Annotated in this window: 22 protein-coding genes; 8 read left to right on the forward strand and 14 right to left on the reverse strand. The window is 64.8% G+C overall.

What is annotated here, in order from left to right; genetic code table 11:
* Positions 1-13 precede the first annotated feature (13 nt).
* Positions 14-1,222 carry a zinc metallochaperone GTPase ZigA gene (gene zigA, locus R3355_RS20390; RefSeq protein WP_318962855.1) on the forward strand — a complete coding sequence of 403 codons (1,209 nt, stop codon included), beginning with the start codon at positions 14-16 and terminating at the stop codon, positions 1,220-1,222.
* A 101-nt stretch (positions 1,223-1,323) separates the two neighbouring features.
* Positions 1,324-1,959, forward strand: coding sequence for a DUF1826 domain-containing protein (locus R3355_RS20395; RefSeq protein WP_318962856.1), 636 nt, complete (start codon positions 1,324-1,326; stop codon positions 1,957-1,959).
* 93 nt (positions 1,960-2,052) lie between these two features.
* On the opposite strand, the gene R3355_RS20400 is transcribed toward R3355_RS20395, so the two are convergent.
* Positions 2,053-2,406 carry an NADH:ubiquinone oxidoreductase gene (locus R3355_RS20400; RefSeq protein WP_318962857.1) on the reverse strand — a complete coding sequence of 118 codons (354 nt, stop codon included), beginning with the start codon at positions 2,404-2,406 and terminating at the stop codon, positions 2,053-2,055.
* Positions 2,407-2,568: 162 nt separating this feature from the next.
* Between R3355_RS20400 and R3355_RS20405 the strand changes: the two genes are divergently transcribed.
* The 3 genes from R3355_RS20405 (at position 2,569) to blaOXA (ending at position 5,335) form a co-directional block, all read left to right on the forward strand.
* Positions 2,569-3,534: a CobW-like GTP-binding protein gene (locus tag R3355_RS20405; RefSeq protein ID WP_318962859.1), complete on the forward strand. Its 966-nt coding sequence runs from the start codon at positions 2,569-2,571 to the stop codon at positions 3,532-3,534.
* An 81-nt stretch (positions 3,535-3,615) separates the two neighbouring features.
* Complete coding sequence (locus R3355_RS20410) at positions 3,616-4,494, forward strand: alpha/beta hydrolase (protein ID WP_318962860.1); 879 nt, start codon at positions 3,616-3,618, stop codon at positions 4,492-4,494.
* Between the two features lie 58 nt (positions 4,495-4,552).
* Positions 4,553-5,335 carry a class D beta-lactamase gene (gene blaOXA / locus R3355_RS20415; protein ID WP_318962862.1) on the forward strand — a complete coding sequence of 261 codons (783 nt, stop codon included), beginning with the start codon at positions 4,553-4,555 and terminating at the stop codon, positions 5,333-5,335.
* Between the two features lie 143 nt (positions 5,336-5,478).
* Here blaOXA and R3355_RS20420 read toward each other — a convergent pair whose 3' ends face one another.
* The 5 genes from R3355_RS20420 to R3355_RS20440 all read right to left on the reverse strand — a co-directional run bounded on the left by R3355_RS20420 (position 5,479) and on the right by R3355_RS20440 (position 9,356).
* Positions 5,479-5,883 carry a DUF3301 domain-containing protein gene (locus R3355_RS20420; protein WP_318962863.1) on the reverse strand — a complete coding sequence of 135 codons (405 nt, stop codon included), beginning with the start codon at positions 5,881-5,883 and terminating at the stop codon, positions 5,479-5,481.
* A gap of 95 nt (positions 5,884-5,978) precedes the next feature.
* Complete coding sequence (locus R3355_RS20425) at positions 5,979-6,461, reverse strand: acyl-CoA thioesterase (RefSeq protein ID WP_318946344.1); 483 nt, start codon at positions 6,459-6,461, stop codon at positions 5,979-5,981.
* A gap of 194 nt (positions 6,462-6,655) precedes the next feature.
* Positions 6,656-7,414 carry an SDR family oxidoreductase gene (locus R3355_RS20430; protein ID WP_318946345.1) on the reverse strand — a complete coding sequence of 253 codons (759 nt, stop codon included), beginning with the start codon at positions 7,412-7,414 and terminating at the stop codon, positions 6,656-6,658.
* 157 nt (positions 7,415-7,571) lie between these two features.
* Positions 7,572-7,844, reverse strand: a complete 273-nt coding sequence (locus R3355_RS24440; RefSeq protein WP_413243548.1) for a hypothetical protein — start codon at positions 7,842-7,844, stop codon at positions 7,572-7,574.
* Positions 7,845-7,958: 114 nt separating this feature from the next.
* Complete coding sequence (locus R3355_RS20440; RefSeq protein ID WP_318962864.1) at positions 7,959-9,356, reverse strand: aspartate aminotransferase family protein; 1,398 nt, start codon at positions 9,354-9,356, stop codon at positions 7,959-7,961.
* 125 nt (positions 9,357-9,481) lie between these two features.
* Here R3355_RS20440 and R3355_RS20445 point away from each other — a divergent pair, with 125 nt between their 5' ends.
* Both R3355_RS20445 and R3355_RS20450 read left to right on the forward strand, forming a co-directional pair.
* Positions 9,482-10,261, forward strand: a complete 780-nt coding sequence (locus tag R3355_RS20445; protein ID WP_318946346.1) for an SDR family NAD(P)-dependent oxidoreductase — start codon at positions 9,482-9,484, stop codon at positions 10,259-10,261.
* Between the two features lie 413 nt (positions 10,262-10,674).
* Positions 10,675-11,364, forward strand: coding sequence for a GntR family transcriptional regulator (locus R3355_RS20450; protein ID WP_318962865.1), 690 nt, complete (start codon positions 10,675-10,677; stop codon positions 11,362-11,364).
* 117 nt (positions 11,365-11,481) lie between these two features.
* Here the strand turns inward: R3355_RS20450 and R3355_RS20455 are convergent, their stop codons facing one another.
* The 5 genes from R3355_RS20455 to uvrD all read right to left on the reverse strand — a co-directional run bounded on the left by R3355_RS20455 (position 11,482) and on the right by uvrD (position 17,160).
* Positions 11,482-11,892 (reverse strand): SMI1/KNR4 family protein, encoded by a 411-nt coding sequence (locus tag R3355_RS20455; protein ID WP_318946348.1) that lies wholly within the window; start codon positions 11,890-11,892, stop codon positions 11,482-11,484.
* A gap of 183 nt (positions 11,893-12,075) precedes the next feature.
* Complete coding sequence (locus tag R3355_RS20460) at positions 12,076-12,921, reverse strand: Tim44 domain-containing protein (protein WP_318962866.1); 846 nt, start codon at positions 12,919-12,921, stop codon at positions 12,076-12,078.
* Positions 12,922-13,027: 106 nt separating this feature from the next.
* Positions 13,028-13,606, reverse strand: a complete 579-nt coding sequence (locus R3355_RS20465; RefSeq protein ID WP_318962867.1) for a TetR/AcrR family transcriptional regulator — start codon at positions 13,604-13,606, stop codon at positions 13,028-13,030.
* Positions 13,607-13,801: 195 nt separating this feature from the next.
* Entirely contained in the window at positions 13,802-14,896 is a 1,095-nt protein-coding gene (locus R3355_RS20470) for a TRAP transporter substrate-binding protein (protein ID WP_318946351.1), read from the reverse strand.
* A 74-nt stretch (positions 14,897-14,970) separates the two neighbouring features.
* Entirely contained in the window at positions 14,971-17,160 is a 2,190-nt protein-coding gene (uvrD, locus tag R3355_RS20475) for a DNA helicase II (RefSeq protein ID WP_318962868.1), read from the reverse strand.
* A gap of 231 nt (positions 17,161-17,391) precedes the next feature.
* On the opposite strand from uvrD, the gene R3355_RS20480 reads away from it, so the two are divergent.
* Positions 17,392-20,268 (forward strand): EAL domain-containing protein, encoded by a 2,877-nt coding sequence (locus R3355_RS20480; protein WP_318962869.1) that lies wholly within the window; start codon positions 17,392-17,394, stop codon positions 20,266-20,268.
* Between the two features lie 115 nt (positions 20,269-20,383).
* Here the strand turns inward: R3355_RS20480 and R3355_RS20485 are convergent, their stop codons facing one another.
* The 3 genes from R3355_RS20485 to R3355_RS20495 all read right to left on the reverse strand — a co-directional run bounded on the left by R3355_RS20485 (position 20,384) and on the right by R3355_RS20495 (position 23,251).
* The gene (locus R3355_RS20485) at positions 20,384-21,814 is read right to left on the reverse strand and encodes an aspartate kinase (RefSeq protein WP_318962870.1); all 1,431 of its coding nucleotides are present in this window, start codon (positions 21,812-21,814) and stop codon (positions 20,384-20,386) included.
* A 95-nt stretch (positions 21,815-21,909) separates the two neighbouring features.
* Positions 21,910-22,824, reverse strand: coding sequence for an ectoine hydroxylase (gene thpD, locus R3355_RS20490; protein WP_413243550.1), 915 nt, complete (start codon positions 22,822-22,824; stop codon positions 21,910-21,912).
* 31 nt (positions 22,825-22,855) lie between these two features.
* Positions 22,856-23,251: an ectoine synthase gene (locus R3355_RS20495; protein ID WP_318946356.1), complete on the reverse strand. Its 396-nt coding sequence runs from the start codon at positions 23,249-23,251 to the stop codon at positions 22,856-22,858.
* Positions 23,252-23,253 lie beyond the last annotated feature (2 nt).

Here is a 23,253-nt window from a genome sequence, read left to right on the forward strand (position 1 = left end):
GGAGACCCCTGCGATGACTGAACGACTACCCGTGACCGTGCTATCGGGCTTTCTCGGTGCCGGCAAGAGCACCCTGCTCAACTACATCCTGAAGAACCGCGAGGGCCTCAAGGTCGCGGTGATCGTCAACGACATGAGCGAGATCAATATCGATGGCAGCGAGGTCCAGCGCGATGTCAGCCTCAACCGCGCAGAAGAAAAACTCATCGAGATGAGCAACGGCTGCATCTGCTGCACCCTGCGCGAGGACCTGCTGGAAGAGGTCGGCCGCCTGGCTCGGGACGGTCGCTTCGACTACCTGCTGATCGAGTCCACCGGCATTTCCGAGCCGCTGCCGGTGGCGGAAACCTTCACCTTCCGTGACGAACAGGGCCAGAGCCTGGCCGATCTGGCGCGCCTGGACACCCTGGTCACAGTGGTCGACGGGGTCAACTTCCTCCGCGATTTCCACCAGGCCGAGAGCCTGGCCAGCCGTGGCGAGACCCTCGGCGAAGAGGATGAGCGCTCGATCACCGACCTGCTGATCGAGCAGGTGGAGTTCGCCGACGTGCTGCTGGTGAGCAAGATCGATCTGATCGGCAGCCATGAGCGCGAGGAGCTGATCGCCATTCTGCGCGGCCTCAACACCCACGCCGAGATCCTGCCGATGGCCATGGGCGCGGTGCCGCTGAACAAGATCCTCGATACCGGGCGCTTCGACTTCGAGCGTGCGGCCCAGGCGCCGGGCTGGCTCAAGGAGCTGCGCGGCGAGCACATCCCCGAGACCGAGGAGTACGGCATCGCTTCCAGCGCCTACCGGGCGCGGCGGCCGTTGCACCCCGAGCGTTTCTTCAATTTCATCAACCGCGAATGGAGCAATGGCCGCCTGCTGCGCTCCAAGGGCTTCTTCTGGCTGGCCAGCAAGTATCAGGAAGCCGGTAGCTGGTCCCAGGCCGGCGGCCTGATGCGCCATGGTTTTGCCGGGCGCTGGTGGCGTTTCGTGCCGAAAAGCCAGTGGCCGAGCGATGACGAAGGCCTGCAGGCGATCATGAAGAATTGGCAAGCACAGAGCGGCGACTGCCGCCAGGAGCTGGTGTTCATCGGCCAGAACATCGACTTCGCCCAGCTGACCGCCGAGCTGGATGCCTGCCTGCTGGATGACGCGGAAATGGCCCTGGGCGTGGATGCCTGGCGGGCGCTGCCCGATCCCTTCGGCCCCTGGGTCGAGGAGGAGGCGGCCTGATGCTTGCGCCCATTAATGTGAAAGTCGCGCAGCGACGCCATCCTTATGCCCTTCTCCCTCCGGGAGAAGGTGGTGCGCAGCGCCGGATGAGGGAGGCGGGTATGCCCGCCAGGCAGCCGTTGCAGCAGGTCGCCGGCGGGCAGATCGAGGTGCTCGGCGAGGTGTTGCGTGATGAGGTCAACCTGGCCGTCTGGCAACGTCGATTGCCGCCAGCGATCGGTGCGTTCGCCGAGCAGTTACTGGCCCGGGGTGAGCCGTTGGCAGAGTCCAGGGTGCTGGAGTTGGCGCACTCGGAGAGCCCGGTGGATCTTGGCGACCTGCTCCAGGGCTATGGCGAGTTGCCCGGCCACGCGGCCTTTATCACCGATGTGGCCTGGCTGGTCGCTGCCTTCTCCTGCCTGCTCGACGCCAAGCGCATCGGCCTGCGCCTGCGCGTGCTGGACAGGGCCATGTGCCCGCGCTTTCACGTCGACCATGTGCCGCTGCGCCTGATCACCAGTTATGCCGGGGTCGGCAGCCAGTGGCTGCGCGAGGGCGTGATGGCGCGGCAGCGCCTCGGCGACCCGGCGGCCGAGCCCGTGGATGAGGCCCGGATCGAACGCGCCGCGACCGGCCATGTGCTGCTGGCCAAGGGCGAGAAATGGGTCGGTAACGAGGGCGGCGGGCTGATTCACCGCTCGCCGCAACCGCCAGCAGGCGCGCGGCGCTTGTTGCTGACCCTGGATTGGCTGACCTGATGCCGGGGGTACTGCCGGAGTAAGGTACGACCTGCGCACCGGCGGCCAGCCGAGTTGTTATCGGTGCGCATGGCGCACCCTACCTGGGTGTGGCTAGCGCGCCATCCACACGCCTCGGCTCTGCCGTTCGCAGAACGGCTTGAGGTAGGCGGCGTCGCTGGCCACTCCGTAGTAATGAATGTCCTGCTGGTAGGGCATGCCTCTGACCTGGGCGTTACGACAGACGCCGTAGGCGCCGATCGGGCATTGCTCGACGAAGGCGACTTCGACCTTCTGGCCCTTCAGTTGCGGTTGGCAGAAACCGCTGCGAAACAGGTTCGGCGGGATGCTGCGGTTTTGCTGGCAGACCTTGACGTCCAGGCGTTCGGCCTGACTGTGGATCACGCAGGCCTCGCCCCAGGCCAGCCCGGACAACAGGTACAAGCCGAGCAGTAGAACGGCACGCATCGTTAAAAACCTCGATAAACAGGCAATGGCCAGGTACAGGTGGATTCTGTAGGAGCGCTGGCATGGCCAATAAACAGTCTGCCGACTCTAGCATGCGGCTTTTATTCAGTCTGCGCCCTGCTCGGGGTTCTCTCCCGGCAGGCAAACCCGCACCATAGGGCCATGTTGAAAAATATCCCCACCCACCTAATTGCCGGCCCCCTGGGCGCCGGCAAGACCAGCCTGATCCGCAACCTGCTGGCCCAGCGTCCGGCGGATGAACGCTGGGCGGTGCTGATCAACGAATTCGGCCTGGTCGGTCTGGACGCGGTCCTGCTCGACAGCGACGCCGACGGTGTGGCCATGGGCGAAGTGGCAGGCGGTTGCCTGTGCTGCGTCAACGGCGTGCCCTTTCAGGTCGGTCTGAGCCGGTTGTTGCGCAAGGCCAGGCCGGATCGCCTGCTGATCGAGCCCTCCGGCCTGGGCCACCCCCTGCAATTGCTCGAGCAGCTGGGCGAGCCGCCCTGGGCCGGGGTGCTGGCCGTGCAGCCGGCGGTGCTGGTGCTGGATGCGGCCGCCCTGGCCGCCGGCGCTGGCTTGCCCGACAGCCAGCAAGCCACCTTGAGCAGTGCCGGTCTGCTGCTGCTGAACAAGGCCGAGAACCTGGACGAGGTGACCAGGTCGCGGATCCAGGCGCAACTGCCGGCGCGCCCGCTGCGCTGGACGACCCAAGCGGCTCTGCCCTTGAGCCAACTGCCCGGTTTCGCCGTCCGGGCCGAGCCAGGTACAGGTCTGGACGACCTGCCCAGTGCCGTTGCAGCTGTGCCGCAGATCTGGCGCACGCTTGCCGAACCGATCTGCCAGGTTCAGGCGCAAGCCGAAGGCTGGAGCATCGGTTGGCGCTGGCACCCGAGCCAGCGCTTCGAGCTGATGCGGGTGCAGCAGTGGCTCGGCAGCTTGGCCTGGCGCCGCGCCAAGCTGGTGCTGCAGACCAATGCCGGCTGGCTCTCGGCCAATGCCCTCGACGGTCAGCCATTGCACTGGCAGAACAGCGAGTGGCGCAAGGACTCGCGCCTGGAACTGATCTTCGGCGAGGCACAGGATGTGGTGGCTTTGCAGGCGGGTTTTCAGCAGTGTCGATTGGCCTGAACCAGCAATCTGTGGTGGGCGGTGCACGGCTATTTGTGCGGGCCTGCTAGACTCCGCAGATTTTCCTGATGGATGAAGGACATGCACCTGCTCCCCTGGTCCCACGCCTGCTCCGCCGGGTTCACCCTGCGCGGCTGGCACTCGCCACCTTCGGGCAAGCCGTTGCTGCATTTTCTGCATGGCAACGGTTATTGCGGACGCGTCTACGAGCCGCTGCTGGCCTGCCTGGCTGCGGATTTCGACCTCTGGCTGTGCGATGCCCAGGGCCATGGCGACAGCGATCATGGTGGGCGTTTCCATGGCTGGAACCGCAGCGCCGAGCTGGCGCTGGAGGCGTTCGCCGAAGGCCGCAAACACTTTGCCGAGGTGCCATTGTTTGCCGTTGGCCACAGTTTTGGCGGGGTCTTGAGCAGCCTGATGCTGGCCCAGCAGCCGCAACTGTTTCAACGCGCGGTGCTGCTCGATCCGGTGTTGTTCACTCCGGCGATGATCGGGGTCATGGCGCTCTCCGACGTGGTTGGTCTGAGCCAGCGCAATACCCTGGCGAGCAAGGCACGCAAGCGTCGCCGCGAGTGGCCGGATCGCGTGGCGGCGCATGCCGCGCTGCATGGCCGCGGGATGTTCCGCGGCTGGCACGAGGACGCCTTCTACGCCTATATCAATCATGCCCTGAGGGACACCGAGGAGGGCGTCGAGTTGAAGTGCCGGCCGAGCCGCGAGGCGGAAATCTTCGGCTCCTTTCCCCGGCGTCTGTGGCCGTCGCTGGCCAAGGTGACGACGCCAACCCAGGTGCTCTATGGCCAGCACAGCTACCCCTTCGTCGCCAAGTCGGTGGCACGCTGGTGCGCCAGCAATCCGCACATTCACGCCCAGGTGGTGGATGGCGGGCACTGCTTCATGCAGGAGCAGCCGCGGGATACGGCCGAGCGGGTCAGCAACTTCCTCCTGCAGTGCAGCTGAGATGCCGAGCGCGGCCCATGAGCGTTTCTGGCAAATTTCCCTTGTTCAAGGAGTCGCTATGAACCGGATGTTTTGCCTAGCCTTGCTGCTGTTGAGCAGTCAGGTCACGGCCCTCGATTGGCGGGACAGCCCTGGGGTATCCGCTGAATTCGATCGTGCCGCCATGCAGGGCACCTTTGTGCTTTACGAGATCGGTAGCGGGCAACTGCTCGGGCACAATCGTCCGCGCGCGCAAACCCGCTATATCCCGGCCTCCACCTTCAAGATTGCCAACAGCCTGATTGGCCTGGCCACGGGCGCGGTCAGCAGTGTCGACGAGGTATTCCCGTACGACGGCAAGCCCCGCTTTCTCAAGACCTGGGAGCAGGACATGGGCCTGCGCGAGGCGATCAAGGTCTCCAACCTGCCGGTTTACCAGGAGCTGGCGCGGCGCATCGGTCTGCAGCGCATGCGCAGGCAGGTAGAGGCACTGGGTTACGGCAATGGCCAGGTCGGCAGCGAGGTTGATCAGTTCTGGCTGAAGGGACCCTTGACCATCAGTGCCGTGGAGCAGACCCAGTTTCTGGCGCGCCTGGCCCAGGATCAGTTGCCGTTCCCGCCGGCCATTCAGGGCCAGGTCCGGGAAATCTGCAGGCTGGAGCAAGGCGCCGGTTGGACGTTGTACGGCAAGACTGGCTGGGCCACCGCTCAGGATCCGGGCATCGGCTGGTGGGTTGGCTGGCTGGAGCAGGACGACAAGCTGTACAGCTTCGCGCTGAACATCCCCATGGCCGATTTGCGCGATGCGGGCAAGCGTATCGAGTTGGGCAAAGCCAGCTTGCGGGCGCTGGGCCTGCTTTAACAGGCCGTTGAAAAACTACCTACGTTGCCCCTCTTGATAAAAGAGAGGGGCGTTAAAAATGCTCATTTACAACACGTAAACTCCGCTTTTTCGGCCATTTTTGCCTTGTCTTGGCTGCCTCACCGACATTTTTCAACGGCCTGTTAAGGCTCGGGCTGGTGCCTGTCGGGTTTGCGGTGATCCGAGCGCCATTGCTGCAGTTCGATCACCTGGGGATTTTCCGCCGGTGGCGTCCTGAACGGATGGGGCGCCAGTTCGATGCGTCCGACCTGCGGGCCGAACATGACGATGCTGCCGACATGACGTTGTTCGCCGGTGACGGTGAACTCGAAGCCATACACCCGTGCCAGGCGCTTGCGCCCGCGGGCATCGGCCAAGATGGTGATCTTGCGTAACGCGACGTTGCCGTCGAGCAGTTCGACATCGGCTTTCGCGCAGTGCTGTTTGACCTGCGCCAGGGCCCGCTCGCGCAAGCCGTGGGCGTGCCACAGCCAGGCGCCGGCCGTGGCCAGCAGCATCAGAACGAAAATATTACCGAGGGTCAGCATTGCGGGTTCCAGGCGGGCTTGGTCGGATTGCAGCGTGTCACGACGTGACTCGAGCCATTCTGCCAGTCCCGCTGCGGGCTGTCTTGCCCGAGCGCTCAGCCGTCGTGCTTGAGGTCGCGGTAGCGCTGTTCCAGCTCCTGGCGGATCGCCCGGCGCTGTTGGCCTTGGGTGAAGCGCCGTTGTTCTTCGGAGGTCTGCGGCTGGCGTGCCGGTGCCGCGACTGGTTTGCCCTGGTCGTCGACCGCGACCATGGTGAAGAAGCAGCTGTTGGTGTGGCGCACCGAGCGCTGGCGGATGTTTTCGGTAATCACCTTGATGCCGATCTCCATCGAGCTGCGCCCGGTGTAGTTGACCGAGGCGAGGAAGGTCACCAGTTCGCCGACATGGATCGGCTCGCGGAAGGTCACCTGATCCACCGACAGGGTCACCACGTAGCAGCCGGCGAAGCGGCTGGCGCAGGCGTAAGCCACCTCGTCGAGGTACTTGAGCAGGGTGCCGCCGTGGACATTGCCGGAGAAATTGGCCATATCCGGGGTCATCAATACGGTCATCGTCAGTTGGGCGTTTCCGGCTTCCATGGGGCTCTCTCGCAGTTGAGTTGGGTGGGTCCGGGCGTTACAGCGCCCTGTCTATCAGAACGACTCAGGTGCCAGGAGGTCACGCCAGCGTTTGCGCGCATGCAGGTAGGCGGCGCAGCCATTGTAGCCGAGCGGTTCGCCGACCTGCGCCCGGCGATTGCGCCAGCCCTGACCTGCGGTATGTGAGCCCGGCGCTACTTGCCCGCCGAGAGACCGAAGTCGATCGCCAGGTCGGCGCCGGTGATGGCCTCGGCCTGCGGCTGGCACAGGTACCAGACCAGCTCGGCGATTTCCTCCGGGCGCAGGAAGCGCGCCTCGCGGCCCTGTGGATAGAGGTTCAGCAGTTCGCGTTTGTAGGCGTTTGGGTTGCCCTTGCCATAGCGTTCGGCCTGGTAGTCGAGCATCGGCGTGGCGATGTCGCCGGGCGATACCGCGTTGACCCGCACGCCGTACTCGGCCAGTTCCAGGGCCAGGGTCTTGCTCAGCATCACCAGCGCCGCCTTGCTCGCGCAATAGGCCGCCGAGCCACGGTAGGCTTGGCGCCCGGCATCGCTGGCGATATTGACGATACAGCCGCGGGTTTCCTTGAGGGTCGGGATGGCGGCTTGGCTGATATAGAACGCAGCCTTCAGGTTGACGCCCATGACCAGGTCAAAGTCGTCTTCGCCGAACGTTTCCACAGGCCCCTCGCGCCAGACTCCGGCGGCATTGACCACGGCATCCAGGCGGCCAGTGCTGGCCAGCACTTCAGCCAGCAGCTCGCGGCAGTTACTCGCACTGCGCAGGTCGGCGGTGGCGCTGAAATCCAGCGGCACCGCGGTATTCAGTGCATGCAGGCCGGCCTTGTCGACGTCGGTGGCGGTGACCCGCCAGCGGCTCTGCGAGAAGCGCTTGGCGATGGCGCGGCCGAGGCCGCCAGCAGCGCCGGTGATCAGGATAACGGGAGTGCTCATGGGTGGTTCCTCCAGGGGTGGTGGTCAATCCGGTGTAGGTAAGGGGGTGTTCAGCGTTTTGTGGAAAAACCCTCAGCGGTTGTGAAAATATCGAGCGCAACGCCGGCAGCGAACACCTGGGGGCGGTCGCAGTAGGCGCGAGTTTTTTCACAAGCGCTCACGCCTGAGTCAGGTACCCGCGCCTGTCCTGCTTGCCCACGTCGCCCATGAACTGGCGATGTTCCTCGTGCTTTTTCGCCAGAAATACCTTGAGGAAATCCGCTCCGAGGGCGTCCTTGGCTCCGCTCGACTGTTCCAGGGCGTGCAGGGCGGTGAGCAGCCGCTCGCCGCGGGGCACGCCGTTGGCGTCGATGAGGAACAGCTCGATCAGGCATACATCGGGGGGCAGGGCGAGGAAATCGCGAGCTTCCTGAATGTCGGCAAGCTGCATGGTGGCGTCCTCGATAGGATGGGTCGGGCCGCGCAGGTTCAGCGTAGCGATACCCATGCGGTGATGTGGGGGCGGGTAGCGCAGGCTCAGCCCACAGGTTTTGGGGCGTATGGATCACTCGCGGGCGTCGGGGATGGCCAGCAGCTCGGTCAGGGCCTGGTCGAGCAGATCGATCAGCCGATCCACATCGGCTGCGCAAGTATCGGGGCAGCACAGGCACATGTTGTGGAACGGCGTGATCAGGATACCGCGGTTGATCAGGTACAGGTGCAGGGCCATTTGCAGCTCATCGTGGAAGGCCGCCTCGGCCTCGGCACCGGTCTGCGGCGACACCGCGCAGAACTGGAACTCGCTGCGCGCGCCCAGTTCGGTCACCGACCATTTGAGCTGGTGTTTTGTGATCAGACGGCGCAAGCCATCGGCCAGGCGTTTGGCCAGCGGCAGCATGTGCGCGTAGGCGGCTGCGGTCATGACCTGCTCCAGGTTGGCGCGCATGCAATGCATGGCCAGAGCGTTGGCCGACAGGGTGGTGCCCATGCCGCTATGGCCATGGCCATGGCCGTGGCTGTTCTCGCTGGCGCGGTGCCGCACCTGCTGCATGGCTTCGGCCATGGCGCTGCTGCAACCGAACACCGCGCAGGGCACGCCGCCGGCAATCGGCTTGCCAAGCACGAAGAAGTCCGGTTCGAGGTTCCACAGCCTGGTGCAGCCACCGATATCGCTGGAGATGGTGTGGGTCTCGTCGATGATCAGCAGGCTACCGTATTTCCTGGTCAGCTCGCGGCATTTGGCCATGAAGCCCGGCGCGGGCAGGACCATGCCGATATTGGTCATCGCCGGCTCGCACATCAGTGCGGCGACGTCGCCCTGGGCCAGGGCGGCCTCCAGCGCTTGCACATCGTTGAACGGGATAGAGCGACTGTACTGGGTCAGGTCGTAGGCCTGGCCGATCAGGCCGGAGCGCGGCTGGGTCTGGCCCTTGTGGCAGCGCACCATGACGTCATCCACGGTGCCGTGGTAGCAGCCGTCGAACACCAGCAGCACCTTGCGTTCGGTGATGCCGCGTGCCCAGCGCAGCACACAGCGGTTGGCATCGGTGGCGGTGGCGGTGATCTGCCAGTACGGCAGGCCGAAGCGCGCGGCCAGCAGTTCGCCGGCGACCACGGCGTCCTCGCCGGGCAGCATGCTGGTCAGGCCGTTGTTGGCCTGTTCGGCGATGGCCTTGGCGATCGGGTCCGGCGAGTGACCGAACATGCTGCCGGTGTCGCCGAGGCAGAAGTCGATGTACTCGTGGCCGTCGACATCATGGAAGCGCGCGCCCTTGGCCCGGCTGACGAACAGTGGGCTGGGGGTCGACCAATCGGCCATCCAGTGCATCGGCACGCCGCCGAACAGCGAATGGCGCGCGCGCTCGGCCAGCGCCACGGATTGCGGGTTCTGTTCGATGAAGCGCTGCCGCTCGCGGGCGGTGAAGGTGCTGATGGCAGATTCGGCGATACCGCTGGCAGTCATGCTTGAACACCTCGTTCGATTTTCTGCACATTCTTGTGGTGTGATGAGCATATGTCAACGACTGGCGAATGAAGTGGCGTCTGCTACTATTCGGCGACTTTTTGTGAGCGCAAGGACGGATCGAGATGAGCACTCCTGATTGGCAGGGCCAGGTTGCCCTGGTCAGCGGCGCCGGCAGCGACAGCGGCATCGGCCTGGCCATTGCGCGCCGCCTGGGGCGCGAAGGGGTGCGCATCCTGCTGACCGCCAGCAGTGCACGGATCCAGCAACGCGCCGCCGAGCTGCTGGCTGAAGGTATCGACGCCCGCGCCATGCCTGCCGACCTTACCGATGAAACCCAGGTGCTGGAGTTGGCCAACTGGGCAACGGCGCAGTTCGGCCATGTAGACATCCTGGTCAATAACGCCGGCATGGCCATGCAGGGCAGCCCGGAACCCTTCGCCGAGGTGGCGAGCATGGACCTGGCGACCTGGAACCTGTCGCTGGCGCGCAACCTGACCAGCGCCTTCCTGCTCACCCGTGCCCTGCTGCCGAACATGCAGGCGCGCGGTTACGGGCGCATCGTCAACATCAGCTCGACCACCGGCACCCGCGGCAGCAACCCTGGCGAGGCGGCCTACAGTGCGGCCAAGGCCGGTATGCTCGGTTTGAGCATGGGCCTGGCGCTGGAAGTGGCCAAGCAGGGCATCACCGTCAACAGCGTAGCGCCGGGCTGGATCGCCACCGGTTCGAGCACCGATGAAGAACGCCACGCTGCCAGTTACACACCGCTTGGCCGTGCCGGGCGCCCGGAGGAGATAGCCGGCGCCGTGGCCTTCCTCGCCTCAGCCGAAGCCAGCTACATCACCGGTGAAGTGCTGGTGGTGGACGGTGGCAACTGCCTGATCGAAAACAAGGCTCCCTGAGCGGTTGTGTATCGGTCAGGCGTTGTCGCCGGTGTCATGACTGCGGTCAACTGCGCTTGTCGACTGCACCAGCGCCTTGCCAGGCTCTGCCGGCCGTTGAAAAACTACCTAGGTTGACCCTCTTGATAGAAGAGCGGGGCGTTAAACATGGCCTCGCGTGCGAGCCCATTCCGCTGTTGACTCGCTTTGCTCGCCCTGTGGGCCAGCCTGTGGCCGTTACTCCGCTATGCGACGTTGCGGCCATTTTTGCGGGGCTGACCAGGCCTTGTCTTGGCTGCCGCGACGACATTTTTCAACGGCCTGCCAGCAAGCCACTCAGCCCCCCATCACTTTCCTGATTGCGGAGAAACGCATGCGCTGTTGCCCCCTGAAACCATTGCCGGCGTCGCCAGGCCACGGCCTGGTGCCCGCCGATGGCCGATAACCTGCAGGAGCAACTCTACCAGCGGATCCGCAGCGATTTGCTGGCCGGTCGTTTCCAACCCGGTGAACGCCTGAAAATTCGTGACCTCGCCGTTGTCTGGGGCACCAGCCCGATGCCGGTGCGCGCCGCCTTGCAGCGTCTGGTCGCCGAGGGGGCGCTGGAAGGGGAGCCGCAGCGTTCGGTGCGGGTACCGACAATGACCCGCGAACGCTTCCAGCAGATTATCCAGGTGCGCCTGAACCTGGAGGGCCTGGCCGTCGAACTGGCGGCAGCGCGCCTGGATGGGGCCGAAATCGACCTGTTGCACGGCTGTCTCCTGCGCATGGAGCAGGCGCTGGAGCGGCGCGATGTAGCGGCCTATCTGCAGGACAACAGCCTGTTCCACCTGAGCCTGTACCGTGCCTGCGCCAATCCGATCCTGCTGCGTATGATCGAGTCCCTGCGCCTGCAAATCGGACCATTCTTCAACCGGCTGTTTAGCGACAGCACTCAGTTACTGCACCTCAATGATTTCCATGAGGCGACCTTCAACGCGTTGCAGGCCGGAGACGGCAAAGCGGCGCGCGCGGCGATGGAGAGGGACCTGAGCTATTTCGACGAGTACCTGCTCAACCTGCTGGAGCAGGAGTCGGATGGGCCAGGTTGCTTGCGCAAGTCCCGCAAGGCTCAGCGGTCGTGAACATATCGAGCACCGTCGCGAGGCCTTCTCCAGGCGCCCAATGCGTAGGCCCGATGCTGCTCACCTGGCTCAAGTGAACAGCGTTGCTGCAGTAGGCGAGCGTTTTTTCACAAGCGCTCAGTTTTCCAGCCAGACGTCGCGAACCCAGTGCCACACCGAGTCCCAGGTTTCTTCTTCACTCAGCTCGCCGGTGTCGCCTTCCCAGAGCACCACGGTGCCGTCCTGTTCGACGCAGTAGTAGTTGCCGCGATCCTCGCAGATCGGCACCAGCTCACGGGAGACACCCAGCGACCAGGCCACCGAGGCGACTTCCGGCAGGTAGGTGTGCGACTGCGGGTCGGTGGCCGTGACAGGCTCCAGGCGGCCGTAGACCACATCGCTGACCTTGAGCAGAAACTCGCGCAGTTCGAACGGCAGGTTGATCAGAATCTGCTCTTCGATTTCCACCAGCAGTTCCTCTTCCGGCAGTTCCAGGGCGACTGGTACCGGTTCGTTCATTTCACGCAGTTGTTCGATGACTTCTTCCACGGTGTGGACTCCAGCAGCAGGACAGAATGACGGGGTAGCAACGGCGAGCCTCGGGCCATAAGGCGCCACGACTCTCCCGCGTAGGGGTTTTACTCTGCCCGGCCTGGCCGAACAAGAGGGGGGGCTCGCGGGAAACACAAAACCCGGGACAGGCCCGGGTTTCGCGTGAAACGTGAGCGCCTGTCAGCCGTTCTGGCGGATACCGGCCACCAGCCACGGCCGGTTGTCACCGGCTTCGCGCTCCAGGCGCCAGCTTTCGCTGAAGGCTTCGCCCTGGTCGAAACGCGAGGTCTTGGCCACGCCGGTGAAGGTCAGGGTGGCGACGGTCTTGTCGCTCAGGTCGTCGACGCCATCCAGCTGCACCTCGAGGTTGTCGACGTAGGTGGACTGGAAGCCCTCGCCGAGGTCGGCGCGTTCGCGCTTGAGGAATTCGAGCAGCTGCGGGGTGACGAACTCGGCGATCTTGTCCATTTCGTCGGCGTCCCAGTGCTGCTGCAGGCTGAGGAAGTGCTCGCGCCCGGCGCTGACGAAGCTTTGCTCGTTGAACCAGGCGGGGGCATTGATCACCGGCTTGATCGCGGCGGCGCCAGCGCCACCGAAGATCGAGGCGGGTGCAGCCTGAGCGGGCATGTCGCGTTGCATGGGCGCGTCATTGGCGGTTAGCGGGCCGGCCTGCTTGCGCCGGGAGGCGAGGAAGCGGAACAGCAGGAAGGCGATCAGGCCGAAGATCAGCATGTCCATGATCTGCAGGCCTTCGAAGCCGTCACCCATGAACATCGAGGCGAGCAGGCCGCCAGCGGCCAGGCCGGCCAATGGGCCGAGCCAGCGCGAGGCGCCGCTGGCCGCTGCCGGCTGACGACCGGCGGTCGGCGCGCTGGCGGTTTGCTGGGCCGGCGCCTGGCGGGTCTGGTGGCTAGGCGCGGAGCCGATGGATTTGGCGCCGCCAAAACGCTTGGCTTCGGCATCGAAACTCATGGTAAGGCCCAGACTCAGGCACATGGCCAGGGCAATGCTGAGGAAACGCTGCATGTTTAGCTGTCTCTTGGTGGTTGGAACTACGCGCGGCATCTTGCCCGCCAGTGGCGTGCAAGGCTAGCCATAGAATGTTTCGAACTTTTGCTTTTTACCCGAGCCGCTACTGGCGCAACAACATCAGCAGAGGCCCGCAGCGCAGTTGCCGGCGCAGGAAGGCGCGGAACTCGGCGGAGTCTTCCTCGGGGTGGCGCAGCCAGTGGATAAAGCTGCGCAGGTAGGCGCCGGTCAGCAGGCTTTCTTCGACGATACGCTGCAGGTGTTGGGATTCCCGCCGGGCGCCCTCGCGCCACCACTGCACGGTGCGGCTGATGCGCAGCAGGCCGAGGATCTGCAGGTGGATATGCCCGGGCTCGAGCTTGTACAGCAGCATCTGCCCGGTCACCGAGCGATGTGCGGCCAGGCTGTCGAGCCAGGCGACCAGTAATTCTTCCAGGCGCTTGCTCGGCGCCAGAGCGCTTAGATCGGCGGCGCTGCTGCGCGCCAGCATGGCGCGGTCGGCGCGGTCGAACCAGGCGTCGACCAGTTGGTCCTTTTCCCGGTAATGGGTGGCGATGGCGTCCAGGCCAGCGTCGAGATGGGCGGCCACATCGAACAGGTGCAGACGCTCCCAGCCGCAGACATCGGCCAGTTGCAGGGCAGCATCGAGGATCTGCGCTGCAGTGATTTTCGGTTGTTTCATCGGTTCACCTCGCCAAGCAGTATGGGCCGAGGGGAGCGCGAGGCGGGGTGGAGACGACCAACGGAAGGCGAAGCTCCGGTTGGTCGTAGATCCTATGTCTATTGTAAGGCCTGCAACCTCGTAGGGTGGATGACGCTTCACCCATCCACCGATTGCGCTGGTGGATGAAAAAGGCGTCATCCACCCTACGGGGGCTTAGCGCCAGTTATACAGCTCTTTCTCGGACAGCTTGTGCATCTGGCTGGCCTGGGCCTGGAAGGCTTTCATCGAGGCCCAGATGCGCCCGTTCAGCTCGCTCTGCGCGGCCAGTTCGCCAAGCACCACTTCGGATTCGCGCTGCATGGCGTCGAGTACTTCGTCGGGGAAGCGCTTGAGCAGGGTGCCCTGCTGCTTGAGTTCGTCCAGGGCCAGGGCGTTGTGGTAGACGTAGTCATCCAGCATGTCCTGGCTGGCGGCGCGGGCGGCTTCCGTGAGGATCGCCTGCAGGTCGGCCGGCAGGCTGTCGAGGGCCTTCTGGTTGATTAGCAGTTCGAGCACCGCCTGCGGCTCCTGCCAGCCTGGGTAGTAGTAGAACTTGGCCGCCTTGTGCAAACCGAAGGCCAGGTCGTTGTAGGGGCTGACCCAGTCGGTCGCATCGATGGCGTTGGTCTGCAGGGCGGTGAACACCTCGCCGCCGGGCAGGTTGACGGTGGTGGCGCCGAGCTTGCTCAGCACCTCGCCACCAAGGCCGGGCATGCGGATCTTCAGGCCCTTGAGGTCATCCAGGGAGTTGATTTCCTTGTTGTACCAGCCGCCCATCTGCATGCCGGTATTGCCCACCACCACCGGCTTCACCCCGTGCGGGGCATAGGCCTCGTCCCACAACGCCTGACCGCCACCCTTGCTCAGCCAGGCATTCATTTCGCTGGTGGACAGGCCGAAGGGCACGGCGGTGAAGAACTGCGCGGCCGGCACCTTGCCCTTCCAGTAATAGGCGGCGCCGTGGCCCAGCTCGGCGGTGCCGCGCGAGACCGCATCGAACACCTCCAGCGGCGGCACCAGTTCGCCACCGGCGTAGACCTTGATGGTCAGGCGCCCGGCGCTCATGGTCGCGACTCGCTCGGCCAGGCGTTCGGCGGCGGTGCCCAGGCCCGGGTAGTTCTTCGGCCAGGCGGTGACCATCTTCCACTGGAAGCTCTGCACCGGCTCGGCCGCGGCCTGCTCGCTGCCGGCTTTTTCGTCCTTGCAGCCGGCCAGGCCGATAACGGCGAACAGGGCCACGGCAGCGGTGAAGAGGTTGCGGCGATTCATCGGGGCGTCCTTGTTGTTTTGGGTTAATCCCGTAGCCCGGATTGCTTCCGGGCTACGGTCTGTTCACTCGGTAGTTACAGCGCGTTCAGCTTGGCGTAGCTGAGCATCAGCCATTTGCTGCCTTCGCTTTCGAAATTCACCTGCACCCGTGCCTGGGCGCCGGAGCCCTCGAAGTTGAGGATGGTGCCTTCGCCGAACAGCGCATGCTGCACCCGCTGGCCGAGGCTGAACGCGGTGTCCGGCACGGCGCTGCCGGCGAACATGCTGCTGCCGCTCATGCCGCGATTGTTCGAGGTGAAGGGCCGGCTGACGCTATTGGACAGGCGTACTTCCTGGATCAGCTGCGGCGGAATCTCGCGGACGAAGCGCGATACCTTGTTGTAGGTCTCGCTGCCGTACAGGCGGCGGGTCTCGGCGTAGGTGATCACCAGTTTCTGCATGGCGCGGGTGATGCCGACATAGGCCAGGCGGCGTTCCTCTTCCAGACGGCCGGGCTCTTCCAGGCTCATCTTGTGCGGGAACAGGCCTTCCTCCACGCCCACCAGGAACACCTGGGGAAACTCCAGGCCCTTGGCGCTGTGCAGGGTCATCAGTTGCACGCTGTCTTCGTTTTCCGCGGCCTGGGTGTCGCCGGCCTCCAGCGAGGCATGGCCGAGGAAGGCCTGCAACGGGGTCAGTTCGTCGTCCTCGTCGTTGTCGAAGGTGCGCGCGGCGCTGACCAGTTCCTCGAGGTTCTCGATGCGCGCCTGGGCTTTCTCGCCTTTCTCGGCCTTGTGGTAGGCGATCAGCCCGCTCTGTTCGATGACCGTCTGGGTCATCAGGTGCAGCGGCATGTCCAGCACCTTGGCCGCGAGGTTCTCGATCAGCTCGATAAACCCGGCCAGGGCGCCCGAGGCGCGGCCGGGCAGGGCCTTGCTGGCGACCATCAGGCGAATCGCCTCCCACATCGACACATCATGCTCGCGGGCGTAGGCGCGGATGGTTTCGACGCTCTTCTCGCCGATGCCGCGGGCCGGCACATTGACTACCCGCTCCAGCGCCGCATCGTTGCCGCGGCCGTCGAGCAGGCGCAGATAGGCCATGGCGTTCTTGATCTCGGCGCGCTCGAAGAAGCGCTGGCCACCATAGATGCGGTAGGGGATCTTCTCGCGCAGCAGGGCTTCTTCGAGCACCCGCGATTGGGCGTTGGAGCGGTAGAGGATGGCGATCTCGCTGCGCTTGAGGCCGTCCTTGCGCAGGGCATCCTCGATCGTCTCGACCACGTAGCGGGCTTCATCGTGTTCGTTGAAGGCGGCGTACAGGTCGATCGGCTCGCCGTCGCCGTCTTCGGTCCAGAGCTCCTTGCCCAGACGCCCCTGGTTATTGGCGATCAGCGCGTTGGCGGCCTTGAGGATGCCGGCGCTGGAGCGGTAGTTCTGCTCCAGACGGATGGTTTCGGCGTCCGGGAAGTCGCGGCTGTACTGGTGGATATTCTCGATCTTGGCCCCGCGCCAGCCGTAGATCGACTGATCGTCATCGCCGACCACCATCAGGCTCTCGCCGCCCTGGGCCAGCAGGCGCAACCAGGCGTACTGCACGGCGTTGGTGTCCTGGAACTCGTCCACCAGAACATGCCGGAAGCGTCGCTGGTAATGCTCGAGCAGGCCCGGCTTGTCGCGCCACAGGTCCAGCGCCCGCAGCAGCAACTCGGAGAAGTCGATCACCCCGGCGCGGGCGCAGGCCGCTTCATAGGCCTCGTAGATCTTCAGCATGGTGGCAAGGAACAGGTCGCCGCTGGCCTGGGTATGCTGCGGACGCAGGCCTTCGTCCTTCTGCCCGTTGATGAACCACTGCGCCTGCTTGGCCGGCCAGCGCTGCTCGTCCAGGCCCAGCTCGCGGATCACCCGCTTGACCAGGCGCTGCTGGTCGTCGGAGTCGAGGATCTGGAAGTTTTCCGCCAGACCGGCTTCCTGCCAGTGCGCCCGCAACAGGCGGTGGGCCAGGCCGTGGAAAGTGCCGACCCACAGGCCGGCCGGATTGACGCCGAGCATCTGTTCGATGCGCGCGCGCATCTCGGCGGCGGCCTTGTTGGTGAAGGTCACCGACAGGACGCTGTGCGGCGAGGCGTTTTCGATCTGGATCAGCCAGGCGATACGGTGCACCAGCACCCGGGTCTTGCCGGAGCCGGCGCCGGCCAGCACCAGTTGCCGGCCCAGGCGGGCGGCTACGGCCTGGCGTTGGGCATCGTTGAGGGAGGCGATCAGAAGTTCGGGGTCGTTTTGCATCGCGGCATTCTAGGGGGCGGCGGCGGCGAGGGCAAACCGGGCGCGCGGCACATAGTCGCACGGCTGCCAGTGGACGAACGGCAGGTCACCTTGCCGGCTGGATGTTGTAGCTCATGTCGATCCTGCAAAGTTGCCTGTCGGCTCGGTAAATTTGCACAGATGATTGTTGGGCGAAGCGTCTAGCTCGGGTATGCTCCGCCGACCTAGGCACCCATTACAAGAAAATAGCCTATGACTCAAACCGCTAGCGCCGCTGCCGAGCTAACCCTGGACAGTACCCGCGAGATTCGTCAGCAGTTCGCCACGGATATCGCCATCGAACGTACCCGCCTGCTGTATCAGGGCTCGTGGGTGCCGACCCTATTCATGCTGCTCAATGGCGTGGCCTGCGCCTATTTGCTCTGGACGCCCCAGAGCCGTGTGATGCTCTCCGGCTGGCTGATCTGGCTGGTGCTGCTCGCCGTTCTGCGCCTGCTTCAGGTCAGAGCTTTCAATGCTGCACTGCCGAGCCGCCAGGTGCAGGCGCATTGGCGGCGCAATTTCCTGTTTGGCGCCGGCGCCTCTGGCCTGACCCTGGCCTTCGCCGCCATCGCCCTGGTGCCGGCCGATGTGTTCTACCAGCAGGCCCTGGTCTACGGCCTGATCGCCGCGGCGATTCTGTCCGCCAGCGTGGCCTATGCCGTCAGCCTCTCGGCGTTCCTGACCTTCGCCTTGCCCTGCCTGCTGCCGTCGGTGGCCTACCTGCTGCTCAGCGAGCATAGCCTGCAGCGTGGTTGGGGCATGCTTGGCGGCATCCTGCTGGCAACCCTGTTGGTGGTGGCCTGGCAGGTCAACCGCCTGCTGCAGCGCAGCCTGTTGCAGCGTTTCCAGAACCAGGCGCTGATCGGCCGCCTGGAGCATGCCCGGCAGCAGGCCGAGACGCTCAATGGCGAACTGGCCCGCGAAGTCGAGCAGCGCCGCTGGGCCGAAGGCGAGCTGCGCACCGCCCATGACCAGCTGGAAATGCGCGTGGCCGAGCGCACCCTGGAGCTGGACGATGCCACCCACGCCCTGAGCAAGAGCGAGGCGCGTCTGGCCCTGGCCCTGGAAGCCAGCGAGCTGGGGCTGTGGGACTGGAACCTGCAGAACGATGAAGTGCATCACTCGCAGCTCAAGGAAATCTTCGGCCTCGAGCCCGAGATGGTGCAGGCCATGCTGCGCGACCTCAAGCCGCGGCTGCACCCGGACGACCTGCCGTTGCTGCGCCGCAGCCTGGTCGAGCACATGAAGGGCCGCAGCGACGGTTATCAGATCGAATACCGGGTCAAGCACGCCGATGGCCACTGGGTCTGGGTCGAGGATCGCGGCCGTGCGGTGGAGCGCGATGCCCAGGGCCGGGTGCTGCGCATGCTCGGTACGCGGCGCACCATCACCGCGCGCAAACAGCAGGAAGAGCAGCAGCGCCTGGCCGCCACGGTGTTCGAGGCCGCCAGCGAAGGCATCGTCATTCTCGATCCGGATTACCGCCTGCTGGCGGTCAACCAGGCGTTCAGCCAGGTCACCGGCTATCGCCAGGAAGATGTGCTGGGCAAGAGTGTCGCCAGCCTGATCAGCAGCCGCGACACCCGCCACCAGTACCAGATGATCCGCCTGGAGCTGGAGCGCGGCGACCGCTGGCAGGGCGAATTGATCGAGACCCGCAAGAACGGCGAACTCTACCCGCAATTGTTGCAGCTCAACGTGGTGCGCGATTCGCGCGGGCTGGTGAGCCATATAGTCGGCTTCTTCGCCGACCTGTCGTCGCGGCGCGAGGCCGAGGAGCGTTTGCGCTACCTGTCGCACTACGACGAACTGACCGGCCTGGCCAACCGCAGCCTGTTCAAGAACCGCCTGCATGAGGCCAGCCAGCGCTCGCGGCAGAGCGGGCGCAGTATGGCCCTGCTGCACGTCGATCTGGATCGTTTCAAGTGGCTCAACGACAGCCTCGGCCATGAAGTGGCCGACCAATTACTGCGGCAGATGAGCCGCCGCCTGAGTCAGGCAATGCCCGAGGCCGACACCATTGCGCGCTTGTCCGGCGACGAGTTCGCCGTGCTGCTCGATTCCTACGGCAGCCTCTCGACCCTGGCGCGCATGGCCAGCCGCCTGCTGGCCAAGTTGCGTCTGCCGATGACCGTCGGCGGCCAGGAACTGGTGGTCAGCGCCTCCCTGGGCATCAGCCTGCTGCCGGACAACGCGCGGGAAATCTCGACCCTGGTCAGCCAGGCCGATATGGCCATGCAGCATGCCAAGCACCTGGGCGGCAACACCTTCCAGTTCTACACCGACAACCTGCAGGCCTGCACCCTGGAGCGCCTGCAACTGGAGACCCAGTTGCGCAAGGCGATCGACGAGCACCAGCTGGAGGTGTTCTATCAGCCCAAGCTGTGCCTGGCCGATGACAGCCTCAACGCCGCCGAGGCGCTGGTGCGCTGGCGCCATCCGGAGCGGGGGCTGGTGCCGCCGGGGGACTTCATCGGCCTGGCCGAGGAAACCGGGCTGATCGCGCCGATCGGCGAATTCGTCCTGCGCCGCGCCTGTCAGCAGGCGCGCGACTGGCAGCTGCAGGGCCTGGCGCAGATCCGGGTGTCGGTGAACCTGTCGGTGCATCAGTTGCGCCAGGGCAAGCTGACCAGCCTGGTGCGCCAGGTGCTCGACGAAACCGGCCTGGCGCCGCAGTTCCTCGAACTCGAATTGACCGAGAGCCAGTTGCTCGACAACGTCGAAAGTGTCATCACCACCTTCCAGCAGTTGCGCGATCTGGGGGTGAAACTGGCGATCGACGACTTCGGCACCGGTTACTCATCGCTCAGCTACCTCAAGCGCTTCCCGGTGGACTACGTGAAGATCGACCAGACCTTCATCCGTGACCTGGCGCTCGGTGGCGAGGATGCGGCCATTACCCGCGCGATCATCGTCATGGCCCACAGCCTGGAGTTGAAGGTAGTCGCCGAGGGCGTGGAAACCCAGGCGCAGATGGATTTCCTCAAGGCCCACCAGTGCGACGAGATTCAGGGCTACCTGATCAGCAAGCCGGTGCCGGCGGAGCAATTCGCCCAGTTGCTGCGTGAGCAGACCGACGCCCGCTGAGGTGATGCAGCCTCACCTCGGCGGGACTTGCCGGCCCTGTGCCTGCCGGCATCAATCGATGCTACCGCTTGCCGTGGTCCAACTGACGCTGGTGGCGTAACCGGGGTCGTCCGGGTCAGGCCGCGGCGATCACATCGCCATAATTCTCCGGCTCGATCAGCGCCCGGTGCAGTGTGGCCACGGCGGCAGCGTAGTCGTCCTCGTTGACCACGCACTGCATTCCCACCTGGCGGATCGACTGGTGCACCGCCTGGATGCTGATGCCCGCTTCTGCCAGCGCCGCCATCGTCTTGGCGAGGATGCCCTTGACCTTCAGGTCCGAGCCGATCGCCGAGACGATGGCGACGTTGTGCACGGTCACCTCGGCGGCCGGGTAGCGTTCCTCGATCAGCCGGGCGGCGCGGTTGATCAGCTTGCGCGAACCCGAGGCGTAATAGGTGATGCTGTTGGCGTCGGAGTCCTTGTTGACCACGTACAGCTTGAGCTGCTTGAGCAGCTTGGTGATCTCCATGTCGTAGCCGACGTCGCCGAGCATGTCCTGGTCGAACACCTCCAGGCCGAAGACGTCCTTGCGCCCGGCGATGATCTCCACGCAGGGCCGCTCGCTGCGATAGCTCTGGCTGATCAGGGTGCCGGTATGCTCGGGTTCGAAGGCGTTCTTGATCCGTAGTTCGATGCCGGCGCGGCGCAGGGTCTTGGCCGCACGCGGGTGGATCGCTTCCATGCCGAGGTTGGACAGCTGGTCGGCGACGTCATAGTTGGTACGGCCGATGGTCACCACCCGGCTTTCGCCGACCAGCTTGGGGTCGGCGCTGCTGAGGTGGAACTCCTTGTGGATGATTGCCTCGCGGGCGCCGGTGGCGGCGGCGATCTGGGCGAAGGTGATCTCGCTGTAGCCGCGGTCGAAGGTGTTCATCAACCCTTCGCTGCAATGGGTATAGCCGGTGGCGACGGCCAGCTCGCAGCTCAGGTCGACCTCTGCGAAGCAGCTGCGGATCATCGCCTCAAAGGGCAGTGGCGCATCCAGGTGCCAGCCGGTGAGGTCGACCAGCTTGGCGTTGACCCCGCGCTGCTTGAGCGCCAGCACGGTGTTGAAGGCGCTGTGCGCTTCACCCAGCGAGGCGAGCATCTCGCGCACCTTCATCAGGTGTTCGGTGAGCTGGAAGTGGCCATAGGCGCACAGCCGCTGCAGGCTGCGCATGCACTCGCTGACATCGTCGATGCGCGCGCCGATGAACTGGTTGGCCGCCTGGCGCTCGAATTCGCCGGGGAACAGCGCGGCGTTCTTCGCCAGCATCTGCAGACGCACCGCTTCCAGCGCCTCGAGCCAGGCCTCCTCGTTGTGGGCATCGGCGAAGCGCTGGTAGACGCCGGGTTCGCCGGTTTTCTTGTGTTCCAACAGCAGGTTGGTCATGCCGCTGAAGGCCGAGACGACGAAGACCCGCTGATACAGTTGGTCGTCCCGTCGTGAGCCGATAAGGATGTTGTCGAGCATTTCCTCGAAGCGGCTCATGGAGGTGCCGCCGATTTTTTCTACGGTATGCATGAGAGTCCGGTCGTGGTGAGTTCGGCAGGTGGCCGACATGCGGCCACCCAGGAATAGAGCAGGCCCGCTGTTGCGGTTGCGGGCCTGTCTGTGTGTCAGAGGTATTCTTGCGGCTGAATATCCAGCGCGGAAAAATCCTCGCGCTCGGCGACGAAGGCCGGGCGTGGCGTCTGGGCGCAGAAGGGTGCCTGTACGGCGTTGTCCACCTGGTTGTAGACATAGAACAGGTTGCTGCGCGCGCTGGGGCTGATGTTGCTGTTGGAGCCGTGGAGGATGTTGCTGTCGAACAACACCACGCTGCCCGCCGGGCCGAGGGCCGTGTCGATGCCGTAGCGGCTGGCCATCTCGCTCAGGCTGTGGTCGTCAGGCACGCCAAACTGCTGCTTGCGCAGGGAGTCCTGATAGTGATTCTCCGGCGTCGCGCCGACGCAGCGCACGTAGTGCTTGTGCGAACCTGGGATCAGCAGCAGCGGGCCGTTGTACGGCTCGTTGTCGGTGAGCAGGATCGAGCAGCTCAGCGCGCGCATGCGCGGCATGCCGTCCTCGACGTGCCAGGTCTCGAAATCCGAGTGCCAGTAGAACTCCTTGCCGGTGAAGCCCGGCTTGAAGTTCATCCGTGACTGGTGCACATACAGCTCGCCGCCGAGCAGAAAGCGCGCGATGCCGGCGATCCGCTCGTCGCGGGCGACCCGGGCGAACAGCGGGTTGTCCTGGTGGACGGCGAACACCGAGCGCACCGCGCCGCTTTCCGGTTCGCTGATGGTCTTGCCGGAGTCCGCTACCGCCGGGTCATGGCGTACGCGGTCGAGCTCCTGGCGCAACACCGCCACCTCGTCGGCGCTGAACACGCCATGCAGCACCAGGTAGCCGTCGCGCTCGTAGCGCTCGATCTGTTGCGCACTGATCGGCGCATTTTCCAGGTCGTTACGGTAGACCACCGGGTCCAGGCGGTCTTGCCAGCTCGGTTGATCCTGCTGGCGCGAGGGGTATAGGTCGGTTCGTTCAGGGATCACGCGGAATTTCTCCTTTCGGCCGGGCCGATCAGGCGACGGTTTCTGCCTCCAGCGGGTAGACACCGCTTTCGTCATGCACTTCTTTGCCATTGAGCGGCGGATTGAATACGCAGGCCATCTTCATTTCCGTGGTGCCGCGCAGCAGGTGCTCGTCATTCTTGTCGAGGATGTACAGGGTGCCGGGGGCGATCGGGTAGATCTTGCCGTCAGCAATGGTCTCGATCTCGCCTTCACCGCTGATGCAGAACACCGACTCCAGATGGTTCTGGTACCAGATGTGGGTCTCGGTATTGGCGTAGATGGTGGTGATGTGAAAGGAGAAGCCCATGTTGTCGTCCTTGAGCAGCATGCGTGTGCTGTCCCAGGTTTCGCTGACGATCTTGCGGTTGGACTGCTCGCAGTCGGCCAGGGTGCGTACGATCATGT

It is taken from the genome of Pseudomonas sp. (assembly GCF_033723075.1).
Lineage (GTDB): Bacteria > Pseudomonadota > Gammaproteobacteria > Pseudomonadales > Pseudomonadaceae > Aquipseudomonas.